The organism is Cyclonatronum sp. (genome assembly GCF_022565315.1).
Taxonomy (GTDB): Bacteria; Bacteroidota; Rhodothermia; order Balneolales; family Cyclonatronaceae; genus Cyclonatronum.
This window is the reverse complement of the sequence record NZ_JAIUMX010000019.1, coordinates 1-18,923: the sequence shown is the minus strand read 5'-3', so window position 1 is coordinate 18,923 and position 18,923 is coordinate 1. Positions and strand designations below refer to the sequence as shown.

Annotated in this window: 8 protein-coding genes; 5 read left to right on the top strand and 3 right to left on the bottom strand. The window is 52.7% G+C overall.

The window, feature by feature from the left end:
* Nucleotides 1-8: 8 nt before the first annotated feature.
* Together dnaK and LAT75_RS05230 are read left to right on the top strand one after the other, a co-directional pair.
* Nucleotides 9-1,931, top strand: coding sequence for a molecular chaperone DnaK (dnaK, locus tag LAT75_RS05235; RefSeq protein WP_291481577.1), 1,923 nt, complete (start codon nucleotides 9-11; stop codon nucleotides 1,929-1,931).
* 192 nt (nucleotides 1,932-2,123) lie between these two features.
* Nucleotides 2,124-3,347 carry an acetate kinase gene (locus LAT75_RS05230; protein ID WP_291481576.1) on the top strand — a complete coding sequence of 408 codons (1,224 nt, stop codon included), beginning with the start codon at nucleotides 2,124-2,126 and terminating at the stop codon, nucleotides 3,345-3,347.
* Between the two features lie 50 nt (nucleotides 3,348-3,397).
* Here the strand turns inward: LAT75_RS05230 and LAT75_RS05225 are convergent, their stop codons facing one another.
* Nucleotides 3,398-4,234: an RNA methyltransferase gene (locus tag LAT75_RS05225; RefSeq protein ID WP_291481575.1), complete on the bottom strand. Its 837-nt coding sequence runs from the start codon at nucleotides 4,232-4,234 to the stop codon at nucleotides 3,398-3,400.
* A gap of 262 nt (nucleotides 4,235-4,496) precedes the next feature.
* Between LAT75_RS05225 and LAT75_RS05220 the strand changes: the two genes are divergently transcribed.
* Together LAT75_RS05220 and LAT75_RS05215 are read left to right on the top strand one after the other, a co-directional pair.
* Nucleotides 4,497-6,464 carry a hypothetical protein gene (locus tag LAT75_RS05220; RefSeq protein ID WP_291481574.1) on the top strand — a complete coding sequence of 656 codons (1,968 nt, stop codon included), beginning with the start codon at nucleotides 4,497-4,499 and terminating at the stop codon, nucleotides 6,462-6,464.
* A gap of 664 nt (nucleotides 6,465-7,128) precedes the next feature.
* Entirely contained in the window at nucleotides 7,129-13,077 is a 5,949-nt protein-coding gene (locus tag LAT75_RS05215; protein ID WP_291481573.1) for a S8 family serine peptidase, read from the top strand.
* 526 nt (nucleotides 13,078-13,603) lie between these two features.
* Here the strand turns inward: LAT75_RS05215 and LAT75_RS05210 are convergent.
* The gene (locus tag LAT75_RS05210) at nucleotides 13,604-15,094 is read right to left on the bottom strand and encodes an MFS transporter (RefSeq protein WP_291481572.1); all 1,491 of its coding nucleotides are present in this window, start codon (nucleotides 15,092-15,094) and stop codon (nucleotides 13,604-13,606) included.
* Nucleotides 15,095-15,432: 338 nt separating this feature from the next.
* Here LAT75_RS05210 and LAT75_RS05205 point away from each other — a divergent pair, with 338 nt between their 5' ends.
* Entirely contained in the window at nucleotides 15,433-18,363 is a 2,931-nt protein-coding gene (locus LAT75_RS05205; protein ID WP_291481571.1) for an outer membrane beta-barrel protein, read from the top strand.
* A gap of 98 nt (nucleotides 18,364-18,461) precedes the next feature.
* Here the strand turns inward: LAT75_RS05205 and LAT75_RS05200 are convergent.
* The coding region (locus LAT75_RS05200) for a J domain-containing protein (protein WP_291481570.1) at nucleotides 18,462-18,923 on the bottom strand (462 nt) is incomplete at its 5' end.

Sequence of the window (18,923 nt, the reverse complement as noted above, 5' to 3'; positions counted from 1 at the left end):
TAAACATCATGGGAAAAATTATAGGAATTGACCTCGGTACCACTAACTCGTGCGTATCGGTTATGGAAGGGAACGACCCCGTCGTAATCCCCAATGCAGAGGGAGGAAGAACAACCCCGTCGGTTGTGGCTTTCACCAAAGACGGTGAGCGCCTTGTGGGTGCCCCGGCCAAGCGTCAGGCCATCACAAACCCGACCAAAACGATCGCTTCCATCAAGCGCTTCATGGGGCGTAAGTATGATGAAGTAAGCAACGAAATCGCCGACAGCCCTTACGATGTAGTGCGCGGCGACGACGGCACTGCCCGTGTAAATATCGACGACCGCAAATACGCCCCGCAGGAAATTTCCGCGATGGTGCTTCAGAAAATGAAGCAGACCGCTGAAGAATACCTGGGCGAGAAAGTTACCGAAGCTGTAATCACAGTTCCGGCTTACTTTAACGATGCGCAGCGTAAAGCCACACAGGAAGCCGGTGCGATCGCCGGACTTGAAGTGAAGCGCATCATCAACGAGCCAACGGCTGCGGCCCTTGCCTACGGTCTTGATAAAAAAGACAAAAACCAGACCATCGCGGTGTATGACCTTGGCGGCGGTACTTTCGATATCTCCATCCTTGAGCTCGGCGACGGCGTTTTCGAAGTGAAATCAACCAGCGGTGATACGCACCTCGGTGGCGACGACTTCGACTCACGCATCATCAAGTTCCTGGTTCAGGAATTCAAGAACAGCGACGGCATCGACCTCAGCAACGATGCCATGGCGATGCAGCGTCTCAAAGATGCAGCGGAGAAAGCCAAAATCGAGCTTTCCAGCTCATCCAAAACCAACATCAATCTGCCGTTCATCACCGCTGACCAAAGCGGCCCGAAACACCTTAACATCGACCTCTCCCGCTCCAAGTTTGAGCAGCTTGTTGATGATCTGGTGAAGCGCACCCTCGAGCCCTGCGAAAAAGCCATCCGCGACGCGAAAATCTCCAAGAGCCAGATCGATCAGGTTATCCTCGTTGGGGGTTCCACCCGTATTCCGAGAATTCAGGAATCAGTGAAGGAGTTCTTCGGCAAGGAGCCAAGCAAGGGCGTTAACCCTGATGAAGTGGTTGCCGTTGGCGCTGCGATTCAGGGCGGTGTACTCACCGGTGATGTGAAGGATGTGGTACTGCTCGACGTTACCCCGCTGTCGCTCGGAATCGAGACCCTCGGCGGCGTGATGACCAAGCTGATCGATGCCAACACCACCATCCCCACAAGCAAGAAAGAAGTGTTCTCAACCGCCGCTGATAGTCAGACCTCGGTTGAAATCCACATTTTGCAGGGTGAGCGTACCCGCGCAGTCGATAACCGCACGCTCGGCAAGTTTCACCTCGACGGTATTCCGCCGGCACCGCGCGGCATGCCTCAAATCGAAGTAACTTTCGATATCGACGCCAACGGCGTGCTTAACGTGAGCGCCAAAGACAAGGCGACCGGCAAAGAGCAGAAAATCCGCATTGAATCCAGCTCCGGACTCTCTGATGCTGAAATCGAGAAGATGCGTCAGGCCGCTCAGGAACATGCCGACGAGGATAAGAAAATCCGCGAGCGTATCGACAAGCTGAATCAGGCTGATTCCCTCATCTTTTCTACCGAGAAGCAGCTGGGTGAATTTGGCGACAAGCTCTCAGAAGGCACCAAGGCGAAAATCAACGATGCCCTCACTGAGCTGAAAGAAGCCCACAAATCAGAAAACGTGGACGCCATCGATGCGAAAGTGGAAGCCCTCAACAAAGCCTGGGCCGACGCAACGCAGGAGATGCAGGCCGCAGCCGGCGCACAGCCGGGCGCAGGTGCCGATATGGGCGCTGATGCCGGGCAGCAGCAGGCCTCTGACGACGGAGCCGTTGATGCCGACTACGAAGTCGTTGACGACGAAGAAAAGAAGAAAGATTAAAGCCGGCCTGTCCCGCTAAATCTTCTGAATTATTGCAGAAAAGCCTTTTCTCTTCGGAGGGAAGGCTTTTCGCTTTTCGGCCCGAAGGGGTCGTATATTTAGGCAGCAGCTATGAGTTTTTTTAACAGAATATAGGGTGCAGGCAGTTACTCAGAATAAAGACATGCCTCACCCTCCCAATAAATAAATATTATGCTTGTTTTGGTAATTAACTGCGGAAGTTCTTCCGTGAAATACGACCTCATCCACACAGAAACAAGAGAAGGCGTTTGCCGCGGACTCGTAGAGCGCATTGGTGCGGTTACGGCTATTGTGAAGCATGAACCGGCTGACGGCAAAAAGACAAGGGAAACCAAAATCATCCAGAACCATACCGAAGCCCTGAAGGAAATTCTGGATTACCTGCTTAGCCCCGAGAATAAAATTATTGAGGCGGCTTCCGACATCAAGGCCGTCGGGCACCGGGTTGTGCATGGCAGCGATATGTTTAAGGATTCGGTTCTGATTGATGAGGATGTGATGGAAGCCATCGAGCAGGCTTTCGACCTGGCGCCGCTTCACAATCCGCCCAACCTGAAAGGTATTCAGGCAGCAAAAGAAGCCCTGCCCGATATTCCGCATGTGGCCGTTTTTGATACGGCATTTCATCACTCGCTTCCGGCACATGCCTACCTGTACGGCATCCCCAACCGGCTTTACCGCCGCTATAAAATCCGGAAATACGGATTCCACGGCACCTCACATTATTTCGTGAGCCGTCAGTATTACAAGCTGATCCTCAAAGATGTGAAAGAAACCAAGGTGATCAGCTGCCATCTCGGCAACGGCGCTTCCATTTGCGCCATCGATGGCGGAAAATCGGTTGATACCTCCATGGGCTTTACGCCGCTCTCAGGTTTGGTGATGGGCACCCGCAGCGGTGACCTCGATCCGAGTATTCTGTTTTATCTGGTAGAGAAGGAAGAGCTGCCGCTCAGCAGTGTTCATGCGCTGCTGAACAGACACAGCGGCCTGCTCGGGCTCAGCGGCTATGCTGCCGACATGCGGGATCTCGTTGATGAAGCCCAAAAAGGAGACCGCCGCTGTCAGCAGGCGATTGATGTTTTTTGCTATAAAATAAAGCAGTACATCGGCTCCTACATGGCTTCGATGAACGGATGCGATGCCATTCTGTTTACCGCCGGTATTGGTGAAAACTCAGCCCTGATTCGCAAGAAAGCGGTCGAAGGCATGGATTTTCTCGGGGTGAAGCTTGATGAAGACCGCAACGAAGCCGTGAAGCCGGGCGAGCTTACCCGCATCAGCACTGACGACTCGAAAGTCGCCATCTACGTAGTGCCGACCAACGAAGAGCTCGTGATTGCTATCGACGCAGCCAAGATTGCCCGCGCCTCGGCTCAGTCCCCGTGGATTTGAGTTTGCCCGGCCCGGAGTTCTGATCCGACTCAGGTCGCCATCCCCCGAAACTAACGCATTCTGCTGAGTGCGTACAGTGCGATGGCTGTGCTCGTAGCGGCATTGAGGCTTTCGACATCTCCGTCCATGCCCGGAATATAAATCGCCGGATACCTGCCCCGCAGATCCGGGCTTATACCGTGAGCTTCATTGCCGGTCACCAGTACAAGTGGTGGCCGGCTTTCTTTTTTTTGGAGAGCCTGTTCAGCTGCCACTTCCTGCAGGGTCCGGGCATCTTTGCTGAGGTCGAGGAGGAGAATTTGACAGCCGTTTGTGCTGAGTTTTTCAAGCATCGCCGACAAGTCTGTTTCCCAGGCGGGCAGGCTTCCGGTCGCCCCGGCTGTGCTGCGCGTTACCTTCGGATTGTACAGGTCGGCACAGCCCTTGCCCAAAAGCAGGCCGCTGATACCAAACCAGGCTGCTGTGCGGTAAATGGTGCCGAGATTTCCGGGGTCACGCAAATCATCGAGGGCCAGGTAAACACTTCCGCCCTGAAGCTGCTTTTCATCAAATTCGCCGAAATCAGCTTGTTTGCACACGGCGAGTATGCCCTGCGGTTGTTTGGTGTCACTGAGTTCGGCAAATTCACCCGCGGTGCAGGAAAAAACGGAAATGCCTTTCATCCCGCAAAGCTTCAGCAGCTGCGGTTCGGCTTCGTACTCAGGTGAAATCAGCAGCGATTCGATGCCCGGCTGCGTCCGGTGCAGAAACTGACGCACGGTTCGGTCGCCCTCTGCTATAAACAGGCGGTACTTACTTCTGAACTTCTTCTGGTGAAGGCTTCTGTATTTTTTGAGGAGCGCCTTGCTGAGCGGCAGCGACCCCGTGCTTGCTTTGGTATCGGTCATGGGCGGATGATAGTCAGTTCGGCGGCATAAATCCAAAATGAATCTGAGTCGGGCCGTGTGTAGTTTTGTTTTTATGAAGGATGCATCTGAGTTTAATAGTCCGGCTGATTTGCCATGCGCCGGCCTTTGGGTTAACTTGGCGTCACTAATTATCAGCAAGATGCCCATCCCCCTTACATCAAAATCTGAGTGTAATCCGCTGCTTCACCGCTGCCGGCCTTTTTGGCTGACGGCTGTGTTGTGGCTGGTTTTATCATTGGGGATGAAGGATGCCGGGGCTGTTCTCGCGCAGTCGCCTCAGCCGGGTTTTGTGCCGGGCAGCGCTTCAGGGCCGGGGCTTGGGCTGAGCGGCGAAGCCCGTTTCCGCCGGCAGCTGGATTCTTTTTTCTGGACCTATAGCGGGGCTTTTGAGCAAACCACCGAATCCTTTTCGTTTGAGCTGGGCAACGTTTTTAATTCGCGTTTTTACCTGCTTAGAGGCGAGCCTCAGAATATTCAGGATGAAAATATTGCCCGCCTCAACGGCGCCTTCCGGGTTCATGAGCAGGGGGCATTGCTGCTTGAGTCGCGCTCGGTGCGCATCACAAGTACCAACCTCCGGCAGGACTGGGCCATGGCCGGTGCGGCCTGGATGCCGCTTGAGGGTTACGAAATTGCCGGGCTCGCCGGCTTCATGCAGGATGAACGCAGCGGCATCCGCGATGAGGGTCTGTTGCTGGGGCTGCGGGCCTCAAGCGCACCCTTTGAAGCGGGAGATTTCCTGCTACAGGCCCGGCTGCATGCCGACTACGCCGACATCAGTCCGAGAACCTTCCAAAACTGGCGGCTGGGCACAAGTTCGCTTCTTGATATCGAAAACTTCCGCCTCGAAGCCGAAGTCGGTCTGGCCCGGAACATCCGGGACAGTTATCAGGCGAGCAGTTTCTTTAACCGGGAGCAGACCGATTTCATCGAGTCGGTTCGCAACGACACCACCGATGTAGTGGCGACTGCTTTTTTTCCGATATCGGAGCTCATTCAGGCAAGAGTAGATTTCAGCACTCTTCTGAATGTGCGCACGGTCCGCAATCAGGCGCTTGTGGATGGCATTGAGGATGAACTCTTCGATACCCAAATAAACCGGCAGCTGTACACCATCCGGTTTGAAGGCCGGTATAATGAAGGCCCGGCCGATGTACGGGCCGGATTTTTGTACAGCATCGGCAGCCGACAGGCGAGGCTGCTTAGCAGGGGGGAGAGCCTTGCAAGCGTTGAAACGGAGCGGCAGCGCACGGACATCCTCATAAATTCAAACTTTGAACAGCAGCGCTTCGAGCTGTTTGGTACGGCCTTTTTGCAGGCAGGCCGTGCTAACACCACGCAGCTCAGCGGCCGGGTAAGCATCTTCAATTACGATACGCCCGAAATTAACCGCGATGACCGCGATGAGCTTTTCTGGCAGCTGCTGCTCTCCAACCGGCACCGGTTTTCGGATCAGTTCAGCCTGAGCATGCTTTTGGCCGGTGAGGCCACACACACAGTTTATCTGTTTTCGGAACGCAGTATCGAAAACAACTGGCGGCGGTCTCTTAGGTTTGCACCTGCTGTAGAATGGGCGCCAGCCCCCTGGCTGCGCACCCGGCATCAGTTTCTGGTTCGAGCCAATTATACGGTCGATGATTTTCAGCTGCCCGGAAGACCCAACAACGATCAGGCATCGCGGGAGTTCAGGGTACAGAGCGAAGCAGAGGTTCGCCTCGACCGGGAGTGGGAAGCCTCGCTTTCCGTGAGCCGATCAGAGCTTCGTATCGGCCGCCTGCTTTGGAGCGAGTTCCGGGAAATTCCCACCGATACCCTCATCACCTGGGACAGCCGCGCCGTACTCACGCATCAGTCAGGCGCGCTTCGCACATCCGTGGGACTCCGCTATTTCGTGAAATTCGATTACCTGCCGCGGGCAACCGTTAATGCAGAAACTTTTGGGCCTGATGATGCAGCACCGGTAAACAGAAGCCGCACAGCACCCGGCCGGCAGACTACAATACAATGGGGTCCGGTAGTGGAAATGAGGCTGCCGCTCTATGCCAGGAACGAGCTGTATGTGAACGGCTGGTATCAGCTGCAGTCGGTTCGGCAGCGGCTTTACACGGAGTATCCGGAAGAGTTCAGGGAGGCCTTCAGGGCAGCTGAAAGCCGCGCAAGGCGAACGACCTATCCTAATGTTGAAATCATTGCCCGTTTCAGGTTTTAGCCCCGATTTCTGTAAATCAGCCATGTATATTTGTTCAAAATTGAAACAGAGCCCGGTAACATAATACCGGACAGTGCCGGCTTTACAGGCTTTGGTTAGGTAAAATATCTATTAATGGTCGTATAGCTGTAAGTATTTGATTGTATAAATTATGTGCAGATAGGTTTATTGAGTGTGTTAAAAAAAGTGTGGTTAATGCTGTTATTTATATACTAAAATTAATATCAGTGATTTGTTTGGCCAGGTGTAATTTACAACTTCCCTGTGCATATTCGCTCAGCACCAACCCTAAAGTTTAAACGGGTATTAAGGCCTTAAATGCTTCCTGTAAAATTAAACCTTAATTTTCCGGGATGATCTCCGTGTCTTAAAATGGTGTTGTAGAATGGAAAACCCCCGACTGAGCTTGTAACTCAGGATAAAAGGGGGGTTAGCAGGTTTTGAGGGCCCCTGCTCAAAAACTGGTAAGGTACCCGGCTGAGAAGTAGCATAGTAACAGATAGTTCTGATTTACCGCGCAATATCTAACGGTTTAAAAGAATGAACATAGGTTATGCCTGTTAAGTACAGGTGAGAACCGGACTGCTGTTACAAAAGCACCATCAAAGGGTATGGAAATTTGTGTGCAATAAACAGATTCATGTATCTTAAAATCAATCAATTCATGCAACTAACTAAGTTTACAATGTGCAGGATGCTGGTGTTGTGCCTTGCAGTGATTATGCTGGCCTTACCAGCATCAGTAACCGCGCAGGATCAGATCGAATGGCATAAAGGTTATCTGAAGATCAAGTTTGCGCCTGATGCTACCGGTTTACTGAACCGGTCGGCACTTGCTGACAACCCCCGGCTATCGGGTCTTTCGGCAGTTGATATGCTCAGCGAACAGTTTAATGTTCTGACGATGGAGCAGGTATTTGTAACCGACCCGCGGTTTGCTGAAAGGCACCGCCGTCATGGTCTGGACCGCTGGTTTAAGCTGTATTATGAATCAGATGTTGAAGAAGCTGAGCTTGCAAACCTGTATAGCAGCCTGCCGGAAATTGAGGTAGCTGAAAGGGTGTATGTGCGGTATCACATGGGTGAAGCACTCAGCCTTGATGAGATCTTAAACTTCAATGACCCCCTGCTGCCTCAGCAGTGGCACTACAACAATACCGGGCAGACCGGAGGAACACCGGGCGCTCACATCAATCTGTTTCCGGCCTGGAATTTCACTACCGGAAGTCAGGATGTGATTGTAAAGGTGGTTGACTCAGGTATCGATCTCGCACACCCGGATCTTGTTGAAAGCCTCTGGGTTAATCCGTTTCCGGGTCCGGAAAACGGATTCGACGGTGATATTCATGGCTGGAACTTTGTCAATAATAACAGCGACATACAAGACGCCAACGATCACGGTACACACGTTTCTGGTACAATTGCTGCCCGCAGCGGTAATGGTATCGGGGTTGCGGGTGTAGCAGGAGGTAACGAAAGCGGCCCCGGGGTGCAGATTATGACAGCCCGAACCTTTGGCAACAACAACAGCACCGGTGGTTTCCCCCAAAGCTTTGTTTATGGCGCAGATAACGGTGCCGTTATCTCGAACAACAGCTGGGGTGGTGGTGCGGCTTCACAGGCACTTCGCGACGCTATTCTCTATTTTATTCAAAATGCCGGTTTTGACGCTGAAGGGAATGCAGTAGGTCCGGTACAGGGTGGGGTTGTATTTTTCGCAGCAGGAAACAGTACCTGTGCTACCCCAACACAGCCGATCGCATCAAACCCTGAAGTTATTGCTATCGCTTCTACAGACCAGAACGACCGGAAATCAAATTTTAGCTGCTACGGTCCCTGGATTGATATGTCAGCGCCGGGTTCGGCTGTTCTTAGCACCGTAAGGGGAGGCGGCTATTCTGCTTTCAGCGGTACCTCTATGGCATCGCCGCATGCTGCAGGTGTGGCTGCCTTGATTGCTTCCTATCAGCCGGGCCTCACCGCTCAGGAAATCTACGACCGTATGGTTTTCACCGGCGATAACATCGACGCACGCAACCCGAACTTTGTTGGTCAACTCGGAACCAGAATAAATGCCGGCGCTGCACTTGCTTCATTTGGCGGCGGCAGTTTTTCTGCCAACGTGAGTGAAATTGACTTCAGCTTTGTGGTTCAGGGCTTGACCTCCACAAAAAGCTTCCGTCTGATCAACTCCAATGATGATCCGGTTACCGTTAACTCCGTAACTTCTGATCATGGTACCTTCAGCGTAGATTTCTCTGACCCTGTAACACTGAATTTCGGACAGTCGCTGGCGGTAAATGTGACCTTCTCACCCGCATCGATTGGCGTTTTTGACGGAATAATCACTGTTGAAAGTGATGATGCTGATAATGGCATAATTACAATAGATGTAACAGGTGAAGGTATCAACGCCCCCGTTGTAAATCTTGGTTCCGGGTCTGTTACGGCATCCGGACTCAGCGGGCGCTTTATCGATGCCGCGTTCGACATCACCAACGTCGGCGACGGTCCGCTCCTGTACACCCTGCCCGGCTTTACTTCCTCCCGGATTTTTGACCCAAATGCTGCGGAGTTTGCTGAAATCCGTGAAGCACTTGCTGCCCGCTATTTTGAGGTAATGGCAGAAGATCAGGGCATCATGATTGCTACTATGCACAAAACGGTGATTGAGGCCTTCCTGAACGGAACCCTTACCGCTGAAACTGCAGAGCCATCAGAGCGTGATATCATGGCAGCTTTTGAAGGGTTTGTACTTCAGGATGAAGAACTTGAAAGCCTGAATTACCCCATAAGCTTTTCAGGGCTGTCCCTCGTATCGCTTGCCGGTGTATTGGTTGATTCAGATCTGATTGGTGAAGTCGTATCGGTTACACCAAACTTCAGCCGTGCAAGTACCTTTTTGGCAGCCCCGGCACGTGCCCTGGCACTTGTTTTTCATAGCGGCGCTGCGGTTAATGCTGGTACAGTTGTGCTTCAGGTAGGGGGCACTGTGAATATTGGCCCAAACCGGATTAACTGGCCGGGCGGCGGAAATTCGGTAACAACACCGGTTGCTATCCCCACCCCGCTGAATCTCGCCGGACTAAATATATCTTTGGTACATGCTGATCCCGGTGCCTTAGGTGTAATTCCGAGAACCCAAACCTGGAATGGTTCTATTACGCTAAGCCGTAATGCGCGGAATATTATGGCCGTATCTCCGGCAAGCGGTATCGTACAGCCAGGCAGTTCTGAAACCATAAACCTCACGCTTGATGCACGCCGGTATCCCGGAGGTTCATACTCCAATACCCTAACCGTGCTTTCAAACGACCCGGTAACACCTTCTGCTTCGGTTCAGGTAGTTCTTGATGTGGATGATGCTGCGGCATTTACCGCGAGCACAGAAGTGCTGAGCTTCCCTGAAATTTTTGTAGGTAACACAATTACCAGAAGTTTCTCTATCCGCAATATGGGCTCAATCCCGCTTGATGTGAACAGTATCACTTCCAACAGCGACGAGTTTGTGGTGAATGCTGAGCCGTTCAGCCTTGAAAGCGGTGTCCGCCGAACCATAGTTGTGGAGTTCGCACCCACAAGCGACGGCAGCAAAACGGCTCTGCTTAGCTTTGATACCAACGATGGTTCACATACGGTAAGCCTTAGCGCCAGTGCTGTGAATCCCGGTTTTCTCTCGCTCGACCCAACATCTGCTGTTGTGAACGTGCTTGTAGGAAACAATGGCTTATTCAGCTTCACCATTACCAACGACGGCGAGTCGGATATGGATTTCAGCGTTGGCGGTGATGCACTTGATGCTGAGGAGAGGATTTTAACCCCAAAGGGTGAAGTTACCGAAGTTGAGCTGCGGGCACGCAGCGAAAGCGATGACTATGCAATGGTTTCCGGCGAGTACAGCTTCACGCAGTCCGGGCTGAACGCAATAGAACGTACTGAAACACGAACCAATAATGGTCAGACTTTCTTTACGCGCGGCCTGCTGAGCAATGAAGTGATTCTCACCCATTCAAACTCCCAGGTGCCTTCCGGTTCAGGGGTGCGTTGCGGTGCTGATACCTCAACTGCTCTTAACCGCTTTTTGAGAACATACACCCTTACCGACTTTGATATTGAAGGTGGTATTGAGGTAACAGCTTTGCAATTTGGATTATTTCAGGCAACAGGAATCCCGCTGCAAAGTTTTGCGCGCGTTTATCTGCTTGATGGTGATTTTACCTATAGTAATATGACACTTGTAGGGGAGTCCTCATTCCCGATTGACAGCTCAAGCGACGGGTCGGTTATTACTATCCCCGTATCAGCTCAAATTCCTGCCGGTGCTACGATTGTTGCTGAAATCGAAGTTCCGGAATCACCCATCAGCGATATGTTCCCGGGTGCTAACGGTGCCGGAGAATCTGCTCCGTCATATCTCCAGGCCCCTGCATGTGGTATTGATGAACCGGCTTCCCTTGCATCTTTAGGATTCTCCGATGTTGCACATATTGTGAACGTAATCGGCCTCACCGAAGACGGGTTATTCAGCTTTGATGTCCGTACCGGAACCCTTGCGCCGGAGGAGTCTGTAACCGTTAATGTTACCGCTAACACGGAAGAAACCGCCGAAGGTGCTTATCCCGGCGAAATTCGTGTTACAACGAATTCGCCAGCTACACCGGTGGGCATTATTGACCTTATGGTTAATGTGTTTGATGCCCCGCTGATCAGCCTCGATAAATCAGAGATGTCTGAAGAGCTTGAACTGTATCCTGATTTCGCAGAAACAGCTGAGCAAACCTTCATGATCTTTAATACCGGTACCAAGGACCTCGAATTCACGATCACACCGTTCACAACCATCGACTTACGACCCGGCTTTGATGGTTCATTACCTGATGAAGAAGGGTTGCAGGAGAGTCCGGCGGTGTGGATTTCCGCTGATATCAGCAGCGGAACAGTTGCACCCGGTGAATCAGCACAGATTACCGTAACGTTCGACGCAGAAGGCCTCGATCCCGCTGAATACACAGGTGGATTGCACATCAGCAGCAATGCATTCAACGAGCCTGTCTTCACCCTTTCAGCCGAACTTACGGTATATAACTTCTTCGGAACCTGGACACAAACGTTTAGCGGAACCGAAGGATGGAGACTGGTTTCAACACCCGTGCGCGGCTCAACCTACGGTGAGTTGTTTTCAGACATCTGGACACAGGGTTACCCGGGCTCTGCATCGTCAAATCCGAATGCAGAACCTAACGTACTTTATTATGTTGAAGCCGACAAAGAATGGTACGCACCAAATAATGCAACCAATGTTGTTGGTTCAGGTTCAGATGTGAGTAGCTTCAACAATGCAGGCCGCAGCGTTCTTGTTTACATGTTTGACCGAAATGAAATCGGTGGCCCGGTAACATGGCCCAAAACACTTACGGTTGATGGTCGCAGAAATAACCGCAATGTACGGGTAGTTCTCAGCCGCACAGAAGGTGAAACAACTGCCGTTGAGCCGGTTAACGAAGCAGGCTGGAATATGGCCGCCAACCCGTATCCGTTCGATATCGATTGGAATGCGCTGGTGGCTGAAGGTGGTTTGAACCGCGTGTTCTCTACTATCTTCGTTTATGATAACGAAGCCAATCTCGGCAGCGGCACATTCCGTCCGAGCTTCGGTTTCCCGATGTCAGGCCTTGCAGGTATGATTGCGCATGATGGCGTTATTCGTGGCTTTGAAGGTTTTCAGGCGCGGGTAGTTGCCAACCGGGTAACTGGTTTCATTGATTTCCGTGAGACCTATGCTGTAACTGAAAGGGGCGCTGAGCTGCATAATGAGCAGCTGGTTCCATACCTTGCGCTTTCAGTAAGCAATGGAGAGCTCTCTGACCTTGCAGTAATTACGCTATTGGGAACGAATGATGAGGTTCAGACTTCAGTTGCGCGTCCGCAATCACTTACGGTGCCTGCACTCAGCTTTGGCATCAGAGGTGAAGGCAACAGCCTTGAAGTATTACAAAATCACGAGTTAGCCTACGGTGAGCAGTTAGCGATTCCGATTTCATTTGCATCAACCCATGCAGGTAGCTTTAGCCTCAATCTTGACGGTTTTGATGGGTGGGCAGCTGATTATTTCGTAAGCGTGCGCGATAACCTCACGGGCATCGTACACGAGCTTGCGGAAGGCCATCCGTACACCTTCATCAATACGCCGAGCCACTCAAACCTGCAACGCGTGCTTACCGCCCGCAGCATGGATGCTGTGAGCATTGCACAGAGCCCTGAGCTGGTTAACCTTGATCTGGAAGACCGCTTTGAGCTGATTATCAGCTATGGCGTTCCGACTTCTGTTGAGCCGGTTACTGAGCAGCCGCGCAGTTTCTCACTCATGCAGAACTACCCGAACCCGTTCAACCCGCTTACTCAAATAAGCTACTCGCTTCCGGTGAATACAGAAGTGCGCCTCGAAGTATTCAACATTCAGGGGCAGCGTGTTGCGGTACTTGTAAACGGCACCCAAAATGCCGGTTTCCACACCGTTCCTTTTGATGCCCGGCGTCTCTCAAGCGGTGTTTACATTTACCGCCTGCAGGCAGGCAGTTTCACCGATACCCGGAAAATGACACTCATCAAATAAACAACCCAATTTCACTTTAATAGTATAGATTTATGAAAAAGATAACCTATGAAAAGCCCGAAATTCGGGTCACCGATTTTGATAATGTTACTTCCGCTGTTTTAATGTCACTGCCACCAGGGCCGCTGGGGGATCCGGTATCCCTGCCGCCTCCGCCAACCCAAAGCTAAGCTATGCTTAAGCTGAGGGTTAACCGAAAGTCCGGGTCAGGAAACTGACCCGGCTTAACCTCTTTAAAAAAAGCCGATGCAGTCCTTCTTCAGGATTGCAGCGGCTTTGTTTGTTTTCAGGATGATGGGTGCCAGCCCTTATTCCAGGCAGTTAAGGCGGCATGGTATGGCACACCGTTTGCTCAGATGGGGCCGGTAATGTGAGTGGGGAAATTGCTTCTTCACCCAATAAAAACAAAAAAAGGCAGCTCCGGTCAGGGAGCTGCCTTTGAAACTATGTATATCATCTAACAATAATTGTTGAAAATGATACTACATCGAACTATTTATCAACCTATCAATCAATCAATCAAAAATCAGTCTTTAAGCACGGGGTTATCGGTCATCCGGTCTTCGGGCTCCTTCACGAAGGTCCATGAAACGGCAGAAGCCGCAACCGTGACGGCGCAGATAATGAGCAGGATGTTTTTTGCGTCAACCGCTTCCACGATTTCACCGATTGCAAAACTGGAAACGAGCTGCGGCAGTACTACAGAGAGGTTGAACAAACCCATGTAAAGCCCCATCTGATTTTGCGCTACCTTCTGACTCATAATTGCGAAGGAAAGGCTGATGATGGAGGCCCAGCCAATTCCGACCACCAGCATCAGGATGTAGATGCTCCACGGGGTTACGCCAAAGAAGGCGATCGCAGCGTAACCGCCGGCCATGATGAACAGGGCAGAGGTGTGCGTTTTTACCCGGCCGATTTTATTCGCGATGGGTTCAAGAAGCAGTACCGGAATCACCGCTGCAACGAGGTTCAGCGTAAAGAAGCTCCAGTTAACCACCGTTCCGATTTGATCACTCGTAAGGTCCGGGATCTGGAACTCCACAAAGGCAAAGAAGTAAATGAACATGCTCTGCACTCCAATCCATGAAAACGAGTGTGCAGCCAGAATTTTCTGGAAGCCGATTTTACTCGCTTCCTCAGCTGATTTGCCCTCTTCTTTTTTGACGAGGGCCTCCACAACCAGATAAACGGTGAGAACCAGTGCGAAAATCTCTACATAGAATCCCGGTACCTCGAAACCGGAAAGCCTTTTGATAATGGCGTAAATGCCGTAAAACAGGAAGCCCCACAGCGGACGAATATTGAAGAAGATTTCAGCAGGGGAGGCGTACTGCTTGGGTGTGGGGTCCTGATCGGCCATGGCACGGGTGATGTCGTCTTCATCCTCTCCGTAGCGGCCCAGGTATCTCGGCTCTTTGATGAAGAAGGGCGGGATGATGGAGAACAGCAGCACCACCACCGCACCTGAGTAAATCAGGAACACGTTACCCATGGTTGCCCCGATGAAGTACGAGAGTACCCCAAAGCTGCCGGAGATGGTCTGCATCCAGGTGTAGCCTTTGGTGCGGGCCCGGCCCTCGGGGGTTACGTCGGCAATAAGAGAGCGGGTTGGGTTAAAGGATACGTTAATCGAAAGATCAAGAACCATCGAAATGACAATGGCAATCCCCAAAATGGCTTCAATGCCCAGCGATGCCTGTATGATGCCGATATTGGGCAGGGCTAAGAGCATAAGTGATGCCAGCACCCCGCCAACGAGGATGAAAACCCGCCGCCTTCCGTTCATAACCCAGACGTTGTCGCTGATAATGCCGATCACAACCTGACCAATAATACCGGCGATGGGTCCCGTTGCCCAAACCAAACCGATATCGCTGATGGAAAGCTCGTACTGATAGGTCAGCAGCCAGCTGAGCGCCGCTATCTGAATGGAAAGCCCAAGCCCCATAGCTGTTGCAGGCAGCGCCAGAAGCGCGTAAAAGGAATTTGAAAGACGTTTTTGAATGTCGAGCATGAAGGATATTCCTGTTGGGGGTTACCCGATAAGTTGATGGATACAGAACGAAAAGCTTCGGATGCCCTGCGCTGAGTTTTGCTGGCTAAGCGCGTAAACGGCAAAAAATTAGCGGATGCAGTAGATTTTCAGCCTAAATCCGCAAACTGTGCAAAATTAGTGAAAGCGCTTACATTTTCCAACATAAAATTTCTGCGGCCAAAAGGAACAAACATACAAAAATATTGCTTTCAGCATCGGTTGTGATGAACCGCAGGCGCCGCAGCTGCGTCTAATTTTCAGTGCCGTTTTATATACCGGCAACCCGCTTTTCTCACCCTCCAATTACTTATTCATCTATGATTCCAGTTACCAATCGTTTTGCATCAGGCACGCTCAGGGCCGCTTTGCTGCTGATGCTTATTGCCTGTTTTTTTGTTTCTTTTCCGGCGCACTCACAGGCGCAGTCCGTAGAGCAGCGCATGCAGGAAATGGCACAGCGCGCCCTCGTTGAAGGTGTTGTTACAGATGCCGAAACGCAGGAAACCCTAATCGGCGCTAACGTAGCGCTGTTTTCATTGCCGGATACCGTGCTCGTGCGCGGGGCAACTACCATGAACGACGGCACCTTTGCCCTTCGCATGGCCCGCCCGGGCAGCTACCTGCTGCAGGTTTCCTTCATCGGTTATTTCACGCAGATTGAATCGCTGGAATGGACCGGCCGCGAAGAGCTGCCGTTTACCCGTAATTTTGCGCTGGCTGTAAACCGGGAATCCCTCGACGAAGTCCGCATCACCGGGCGCATGCAGCGGGTGGAAGTGCGTGGTGATACCACTGCTTTTAATGCCGACGCCTTCACAACCGGCCGCGATGCAACCGTGGAAGACCTTATCGCCCGCATGCCGGGCATTACCGTTCAGGACGGCCGCGTTGAAGCACAGGGCGAACAGGTCCGCCGGGTTTTGGTTGACGGGAATGAGTTTTTCGGGGATGATGCGCTCCTCACCCTGCGCAACCTTCCGGCTGAAGCCGTCTCCCAGATTGAGGTTTTCGACCGCATGGGCGAACAGGCCCGGTTCACCGGTTTTGATGACGGCAGTCAGGAACGCACCATCAACATCGTGACCCGCATGGGCATCCGGAACGGACAGTTTGGCAGGTTTAACTCCGGTTACGGCTCCGATAACCGGTACTCCGCAGCCGGCAACTATAACTATTTCAGCGGTGCCCGCCGGATTTCGGTGCTTGGCCTCACCAATAATGTGAACCAGCAGAATTTTTCCGGTGATGACCTTTCCGGTGTGCAGGCTGCTGCCATGCGCCGGCCCGGTATGGGCGGTGGTATGGGCGGCGGCGGCTGGGGCGGCGGCGCAACCCGCGAGTTCATGGTGGGTCAGCAGGATGGCATCACAACTACTCACTCCTTCGGGTTCAACTACATCGACCGGCCTTCGCAGCGGCTGAATATCAACAGCAGCTATTTCTTTAATGCAGCTGACAACGACCGCGAGCGCGTGAGCGAGCGCCGCTACACCGGCGGTATTCTCGGCAATCAGCTCTACGACGAGTTTTCCGGCGGCGTTACCGATAACTTCAATCACCGGTTTAATGCCCGCGTGGAGTACAACCTGAACGAGCGTTCTTCCTTCATTTTTTCGCCCCGGCTGAATGTTCAGCAGAACAGCTCAACGAGCTTCCTCGATGCCATCACCAATACCCCGGAAGGCGACCCACTGAACGAAACATCAAATTTGGCGACCTCTGACCGCAATAACTTTGATTTCCGCGGTTCCCTGCTCTGGCGGCAGCGTTTTGCAACGCCCGGCCGTACGCTTTCCGTGAACCTGCAGGGGGATGCCAACAACCTCACCGGCGATCAGGGCCGTATCGGGGAAACCGTATTTTTTGATGCAGGCCGCAACGAAATTGTTGAAAATCAGCTCACCGATCTCAACGATAACGGCTATACCCTCGGCACTAACGTAACCTGGACCGAGAATGCCGGTGAGCGCACGCAGCTTCAGTTTACCTATAACCCCTCGTACAGCATAGACCGGGCCGACCGCCGGGCGTTCAGTTTTAACGACCTTACCGAGGCTTACGACATCCCCGATGCAAGCCTTTCCAACGAGTTCGAAAATCAGATCTGGCGGCAGCGGGTGAGCTCCGGCCTCAATTTTCGCCGCGATACTTTTCGCGTAAACCTCACGCTTGCCTATCAGAACACCCTGCTGCGCGGCGATCAGGTTTTCCCGATTGAAGCCTCAACGCGTCAGGTGTACAACAACCTGCTGCCGAGTGCGAATGTGAACTTCAACACCGGCGAAAACCAGAACATGTTTATCCGGTATAATACCAACACCCGCACGCCTTCGGCCAATCAGCTGCAAAACGTGATCGACAACAGCAACCCGGTGCAGCTGCGCGGAGGCAACCCCGACCTGAGGCAGCAGTACACGCACTCGCTCATGACCCGCTGGCGCAAGACCAACCCGCAGAGCGGCAGCTCGCTGGTGTTTTTTGTGATGGGGAACTACACACTTAACACCATCGGAAACGAAACTTTCGTGGCGCGGCGCGACAGCACCCTGCCGGGCGATATCTTCTTCGGAGCGGGCTCCCGCCTCACCCTGCCCGACAACGTGGGCGATTCCTGGTCGGTGCGGGCCTTTGCCGCCCGCGGTCTGGTCTGGGATCTGATCAGCAGTAACGTGAATTTCAACGCCGGTGCTACTTTCAACAGCACGCCATCGGCTATTAACGGTCAGCGTTTTACCTCTGAAACCTGGAGCCTGAACTCCGGCTTTATGGTGAGCAGCAACATCAGCCCGCAGGTCGATTTCCGGATTTCCTATCAGGCGAACTACAACATCGTTGATAATTCGGTGCCTACCGGCTTTGACTCCAACTACTATGTGGGCACCGCGGGCCTGCGCTTTAACGTGCAGCCGTGGCGCGGCCTGTTTCTGGAATCAGATACCCGCGTGAGGCACCTCAGCGGTCTGGATGATGACTTCAACAACGACGTCGTTTTCTGGAACCTCGGCCTTGGTTACCGCTTCCTGAACGACCGTGCTGCCGAGCTGAAGTTTACGGTGATTGATGTGCTCAACCAAAACGACAACATCAACCGGATCATCGAGGATACTTTTGTGGAAGATGTGCGCTCGAATGTGCTTTCCCGCTACGCGATGGTCACTTTTACCTACAACTTCCGTGCGATTCAGCAGGGAGGTCAGCCACAGCGTCCCGGGTTTGGCCCCGGCATGAGAGGCGACTGGCGACAGTAGCCGGAACTGCCCGGAAACACATCCCCCGAAAATAAAAAAGCCCTGATTCTGCCTCGGCAGGCGGAATCAGGGCTTTTTTTGTGTGAATACTTCGCCTGTCAGGACGGGAATGCCTGGCGGAGCAGCGCTTTCTGTTCTGCGGTGAGGTACTGCGGGATGTCCGCCTGGATGCGCACATAAAGCGGGCCCCTGGCCTCGGGCTTGCGGAACTCGGGGAAGCCCATCCCGGGGATTCGGTACAGTTTTCCGTTTGGGGTTGCTTCCTCAAGGTTCAGCCGGATCTGCTTGCCGGGCGTGTTCACGTTGATGGAGCCGCCGAGCATCATGGTAGCAACCGGCACAGGCTGATTGAGGTAGAGCTTGTCGTCGGTGAGCTCGAGCGTGGGATGCGTCTGATGGTCAACCTTCAGAATGAGGTCGCCCCGGGTGAAGCCGTCAGGCCCTGCCTGTCCCTTGCCTTTTACTTTGAGCTTGGTGCCCGGTCTGATGCCCGCCGGTATGCGCACCGTTACGGTCTCGCTGCCGATCCGCAGATCGCGGCTTGTGCCGCTGATGGCTTC